3 protein-coding genes and 1 pseudogene are annotated in these 6,533 nt (G+C 41.1%); 2 read left to right on the top strand and 2 right to left on the bottom strand.

Going from position 1 to position 6,533, the window contains the following annotated elements; all coding sequences use genetic code 11:
* Positions 1-544: pseudogene (locus IQ228_RS18130) on the bottom strand (hypothetical protein); the annotation flags it as partial.
* A 100-nt stretch (positions 545-644) separates the two neighbouring features.
* The gene (locus IQ228_RS18125; RefSeq protein ID WP_193963815.1) at positions 645-4,631 is read right to left on the bottom strand and encodes a magnesium chelatase subunit H; all 3,987 of its coding nucleotides are present in this window, start codon (positions 4,629-4,631) and stop codon (positions 645-647) included.
* 328 nt (positions 4,632-4,959) lie between these two features.
* Between IQ228_RS18125 and IQ228_RS18120 the strand changes: the two genes are divergently transcribed.
* A complete protein-coding gene (locus IQ228_RS18120; protein WP_193963814.1) occupies positions 4,960-5,397 on the top strand; it encodes a hypothetical protein in 438 nt (145 codons plus the stop codon).
* Between the two features lie 572 nt (positions 5,398-5,969).
* On the top strand, positions 5,970-6,263 hold the full coding sequence (locus IQ228_RS18110; protein WP_027402769.1) for a hypothetical protein: 294 nt from the start codon (positions 5,970-5,972) through the stop codon (positions 6,261-6,263).
* Positions 6,264-6,533: the final 270 nt, after the last annotated feature.

Raw genomic sequence — 6,533 nt, 5'->3', positions numbered from 1 at the left:
GTTTAGTCTCAAGATAACGTCTTGCAGAAGTATGACAACCTAAAAATATTAAATAAACGTAACATGGATTATTCGTATCAGAGATTGAATTATTCAACCAATCTTGCATATCATGCAAAGCTCTATTACCAGAAAATAAACAATCATCTAAATAAATATATAGACGAGATTGTGAAGATGATTGATTAATGCTAATTCCATATTCACGCATGGTTATTTCATTAGCTAATTTCAGTAAATCTTTTTGACTGTCTCCTTTTTTTTGAATATCTAGAAAGTGTCCGTATTGAATAAGTGCTGAAGGATTCTTACCAAAAATTTCCTCAGATGTTAAAATCTCGGTTAGAAAAGATTCAGCCTTAGATTTAGATATATAATATTTACTGAGAAGATGATCCATTTCCGAAAGAATAATTAACTGTTCATCATCATCAAACTGAGATACCCACCTATCAACGTGAGAAGTTGTCATAGGAGGAATTTCACCTAAGCGATAATCACTAATAGTATTAGCTATTGATTCTAGTAAATTTTGCCTATTCATATTTTATGGTTAGATGCTTAAAACTGATTTCGGTAATAATATTTACCACTTTCACCCATTAAAATTGATTAAGGCAGGTATTTTACCTGCCCATGTAATCCTATTCTATACCCTCAATCCGGTTTTCCACCTCCTGATACAACTCTCTCAATCTGTCTAAATTCTCCTCGCTAGTCTCCCAATAACCGCGTCCATTCATTTCCAACAAAGTAGAAACAATCTTGCGGAAAGAATGAGGGTTGAGATTCATCAAACGCTTTTGCATTTCCTCATCTTTGATGAAAGTTTCGTTTGTGTCCTCATAAATCCAATTATCCACAGCGCCAGCAGTCGCACTCCAACCAGTAGTATTAACCAACCGCTTAGAAAGTTCCCGCACACCTTCGTAACCGTGAGATAACATCCCCTCATACCATTTGGGATTTAATAACTTAGTCCGCGCATCTAAACGCACAGTTTCTGATAAAGTTCTCACCTGTGCATTCGCAGTAGTTGTATCTGCAATGTAAGAAGATGGTTTCTTGCCATCTGCACGCAGACTTGCTACTAACTTAGTCGGATCTGAGTCAAAATAATGGGAAACATCTGTTAAACTGATTTCCGAAGAATCGAGATTCTGGAAAGTTGCATCAGCAGTTTTCAAAGTCGTTTCAAAAATCTCCCGCGACTCATCCATAACCCCAGGATTATCAGAATTGAAAGAGAAAGATTTCCGTTTCAAATACATTTCCTGCAATTCAGCTTCACTATCCCAAGTGCTATTCTCCACTGCAAGGTTAATGTTAGAAGAATAAGAACCAGAAGCATTAGAGAAAACGCGAGTTGCAGCTTGACGCAGATTTATGCCCATGTCCTCAGCTTGTTTCAAAGCGTGCTTGCGGACAAAGTTCATTTCCAAAGGTTCATCAGCTTCCGCAGCCATTTTCACACCTTGGTCAAGCAAATTCATTTGGTTAATGAACAAGTCGCGGAATACACCAGAACAGTTAATTACCACGTCAATTCTAGGACGACCCAATTCTGACAAAGGTATCAATTCCAACTTGTTTACCCGTCCCAAAGCATCAGCAACCGGACGCACACCAATCATCCACATAATTTGGGCGAGGGATTCACCGTAGGTTTTGATGTTATCTGTACCCCAGAGGACACAGGCGATGGTTTCCGGCCAGTTGCCCTCATTTTCTGATCTGTTCCGTTCCAACAACCTATCAACGACGATTTTCGCAGATTGGACTGCGGCGGAAGTGGGGATAGATTGGGGATCTAAAGCGTGAATATTTTTACCAGTGGGTAATACGTCAGGATTACGGATAGGATCACCACCGGGTCCGGGTAAAATGTATTCACCGGCTAAACCTTGGAGAAGTCCACCCAGTTCGTTATCTGCACAAACTTGTTTTAGACAAAATTCCAAATATTCAAACAGGGGTTTTAACGCAGAGGTGTCAACTTTGGGATAACCTGATTGGTGCAGTGATTCTACCCAAGGTTCTTTTCTCCCCATATTGAAGAAGTTCAACTTGGAAACCGCTATGACTCTACCTTCTGCGTCAATTTGTTCTTGGACTAAAGCTGTGACAGCCGCACGGGTAGCAAGGGTGATATCTTGTAATAGTTGCACATCTGCCAAAATTCCGGCATCGTTGTTTTTGTAGATATCTTCAATGTTGCGTCCCAGACTTCTAGCAATAATTCCGGGTAAACCTAGCAGTTCTTCCTCTTGTCGGTCTAAACTAGCTATATTGACCAAAGTGGCGATCGCTTCTTCGGCACTAGGAGGCTTACCAATCACGTGCAGTCCACAAGGTAACAAGCGCGATTCAATCTCCATCAACCGCCGATAAACGCTACCCACGATGTTATCCCGTTCTTCCGAGGACATATCCTTAGAGTCGGTTTCTGGTAACTCAATATCCTTGTCTAAGTTGACAATGCGGCATTTATCCATGATGGAATTGACAATAGAAACGCCGCGTCCTGTGTCCTTCAAAGTTTGGTAAGAAGCAATTAACTCGCTAAGTTCCTTCAAACCCTTGTATAAACCAGCATTTTCCGCAGGTGGTGTTAGGTAAGAAATAGTTTCTGCATAACTGCGACGTTTGGCAATTGTGGCTTCGCTGGGGTTATTGGCTGCGTAATAATACAGATTCGGAATTGAGCCAATTAGTTGATCTGGGTAACAATCACCAGACATTCCCATTTGCTTACCGGGCATGAATTCCAATGAGCCATGTGTCCCAAAGTGTAACACAGCATCAGCGCCCCAGATCCGTTCTAGATAGGTGTAGTAAGCTGCAAAACCATGATGCGGACTTGCAGAACGGGAGAATAACAACCGCATGGGGTCGCCTTCATAACCAAATGTTGGCTGCACACCAATGAAGACGTTACCAAATTGTTTCCCATAAATCAAGAGATTTTGTCCGTCGCTGTTGAGGTTTCCGGGAGGTGGTCCCCAGTTTTCTTCTAAACGTTGGGAGTAGGGTGTCAGTGCTTCATATTCTGGCACAGACATTTTGTAAGCAACGTTGAGTTCAGGACTGTTGTATTGTGCTTGTGCGTCGTGGATGACTTGTTCTAACAACTCTTGGGGAGTTTCGGGAATGTCCTGCACGTCGTAACCGTTGTTTTTCAGTCCTTTCATGACTTCATGGATAGAACCGAATACATCTAAATATGCGGCTGTACCCACGTTACCTTTGTCGGGAGGGAAGCTGAAAACAGTGATAGCGACTTTTTTGATTAATTTAGGTTTGCGGCGCAGAGTTGCCCATTTTAAGGCGCGTTTGGCGACTATTTCTACCCGGTCTTGGAGGGCGATCGCTTTCCCTGTTGCCCCATCTTTACCTGACAAGATAATAGGCTCAATTGCCCCGTCTAATTCAGGGATAGCAATCTGTAAAGCTACTTGAATGGGATGTAACCCCAAATCGCTATCTAGCCATTCTTCGGTGGTTTGGAAGACCAAAGGCAAAGCCACCATGTAGGGACGATTTAACCGTTTTAAGGCTTCAATAGCTTTCGGATGATCTTGTCTCGCTGGTCCACCCACCAAAGCGAAACCAGTTAAAGAGACTACCGCATCTACTAATTGTAATTTGGTTGTAGGTTCATAGAAGTAAGCTTCTATTGGTTTAGAGAAATCCAAACCACCAGCAAACACAGGCAGAACTTTCGCACCTAATGATTCTAATTCCTGGACAATTGCCACATAATGGGCATCATCACCGGTCACTAGGTGAGTTCTTTGTAAAACCAAACCTACACATGGTGCAAGAGGGTCTTTGAGATTTCGGGAAATATCCCTGCGGACAGAATACCAGTTAAGATATTCTCGCACATCCTCAAACATACTTGGCGCTAAAGGATGCCAAATCCCCATATCGGGATAAACAACTGGTGCTTGGTATTCAGCAGCAGCAAAGCTTTCTTTTTCTGCGCCTTTCAATACGTATTTATCAGCCAGCATCAGTAAAAAGTTTTCCAGGTTTTCCGCTGAACCACCTAGCCAATACTGAAAACTGAGCATGAAGTTTCTCGCGTCTTGTGCTTTTTCCATAGGGAGGAATTTCAGCACTTGGGGAAGAGTCCGCAATAACTTCAACATTCCGTCTTGGAAACCAGCGCCAGATTTTTCTTTGCGCTTTTTCATGAAGTTAGCGATAACGCTCTTGGATTGTCCTAACTGCGCCAAGGAGAAGCTACCCATTTTATTGAGGCGCATAACTTCGGGCATGGAGGGGAAGACAACGGATACATCGAGATTATCACGATGGGGTTCTACTGCGGCAACTACTTTCTGTGCTAAGTCTTCAATAAAAATCAGAGAAGCAATGAATATATTAGCACTGGCTATATCGCGTTGAAATCCTTCAAAGTTTTCAGTTCCCCGCAGTTCTTCAATCAAGTATCCACTGATTTCTATGGCAACGCTGGGATGATTAGCGTTAATTTCCCGTACCGCTTGTGATAATGCACTTTGGTATTGGGATTCTAGCACGACATAGACAACCTTGATTAATTTACGTCCCCGTAAATCATCAGGTGCAATATGTCGAATCGTGGACTTGACTTGGGTAAACATTCAAATAAGCTCCTTTCAAGCGTGTTCTCATGAAGTTCCTCACGGCATAACCGTTTGTAACTTCAATTATTTTCGGCAATAAGAGTTTTTTAGCAGAAAACTCGGATTCTGTGGGGGTTTTGTCCTATATCTGACACAAAATGATATAGAAAACAACATATTTATTCATGAATCTTAACAAAGAATACAGGTTCTCTCACCTGGTTTTAAATTTTGTTTACATACTTGTTTCAGGATCTAGTGCTAGTGGTAGAAAAATAAGTACATACTTCTGTATAATTAAGAGAATATTAAAAATAGTTGTCTTTGTTAGCTTGGTGAGTGCCAAATGAGTGACATCAAGAAAATAGATACCAATGCCTATGTGACAGTACAGGGACAATATGCTGTGGTCAATGAAGGTGCAGGTTACGCAATTATCAACATTCAAACAAAGCAGATAGTTGCTCGTAATATTTCATCTTTCCTTGACTGTGTAAAAACGCTGGAATACATTGTTGGAAAGGGTGAATCCCAAGATCCAATTCAATATTCTACATCTAATGAAAATCAACCTCAGATACAATTAACTAACTTTGGTGTTAAACCAGATGTACAACGACTTATTGAAATCTACGCTCCAGCCACAGTGAGAGTGGAGAAGAAGGTGCATTGGAATCGAAGCCGATACAAGTGCTACGATCTATCTGGTAACTGTCTTGGACGGGTTAAAGGAAAACAAGGAGATCGCTATTGGGAAGACATAAACGGTAATAAACATTACTAAGAGAAACTTTCCTCCCATTTGTCCTGATTTTGTAATTGAGTTACTTTCTCCTAGTGATAGTTTGAAAACTAGACAGGATTTACAGATTAATCAATAATCAAGAAATTGGTTTGTAATCACTTAGGAATGAATTTGTCAGAATCAGGATAACCAGGATTAAAGGATTTACAGGATGTTATTTAATAATTGTTGGTGAAAATTTGGGGATGATTTTGTTTATTCTGATATGGCTAACGCCACACTACGCTATCAGACAATTACAACATTAAACACCAACAAACAAATGAGCAATTATATCCTGGACATCCTCAAATCCTGGACATCCTGATTCAGACAAAAAATCCGCGTTTATCTGCGTTTATCTGCGTTCACCCCTGAATCAAGAAAAATAGGCGATCGTTTAAAATTAGGGTTGTGAGCGATAGCGAAGCGCTGCTGCAAGCAGTTCGCTTAAAATTAGGGAGTTGTGAGCGATAGCGAAGCGCTCCGTAGGAATCGCTTTTGGGGATGTTGGGAGAGCTATCGCCCCTGAGTTTAAATAAAATAGAATTATATAACCAAAAAACCGTACTATGACTTCACGACTCGAAAATGCGATCGCTGCTATCCAACAGCTATCATCTACAGAACGTCAACAACTATTGCAAATCTTTACCCAAAGCAATTCATCCTCACAGTCTCAAACCGATCTTAAAAATCTCAGTCATCAGTTTTGGCAAGATACCACACTCAAAGAACTACTCGCCACACAGACCCCTATCACCGTAGATAACCTCAAACATCTTGCTGCTGACTTTTGGCCGGAAGAAGACTCCATCGAAGATTTTCTCATTTTCCTACGACAACAACGCCAAGAAGTGATTTAACCAAACGCCATGAGTTTTTACCTCATTGATACTGATATCGCTTCTTTCATCTTCAAAGGTAGTGATTATGCCGACCCTTACTTACCATATTTAACTAGCTGAACTGTTTCAGTGGGCAATTTTGCGTCAATGGAGCGATCGCTGTTTCACACAACTAGAACAATACCTATCTAACTACTTAATTATTCCAGTTGATCAATCACTTTGTCGAGAATGGGCGTATATTCGTGCCAAGCGACAAAGCGCAGGACGACCAATATCTCCACAAGA

The sequence above is a fragment of the Dolichospermum sp. LEGE 00246 genome (assembly GCF_015207865.1).
GTDB classification, from domain to species: Bacteria; Cyanobacteriota; Cyanobacteriia; order Cyanobacteriales; family Nostocaceae; genus Dolichospermum; species Dolichospermum heterosporum.
Note: the sequence above shows the minus strand (reverse complement) of the source record. Positions and strands in the feature narration are given on the sequence as shown.

Excerpts from the sequence above, each read along its gene's own strand:
- IQ228_RS18125 (WP_193963815.1), bottom strand. The coding sequence starts at position 4,631 with ATGTTTACCCAAGTCAAGTCCACGATTCGACATATTGCACCTGATGAT.
- IQ228_RS18120 (WP_193963814.1), top strand. The coding sequence starts at position 4,960 with ATGAGTGACATCAAGAAAATAGATACCAATGCCTATGTGACAGTACAG.
- IQ228_RS18110 (WP_027402769.1), top strand. The coding sequence starts at position 5,970 with ATGACTTCACGACTCGAAAATGCGATCGCTGCTATCCAACAGCTATCA.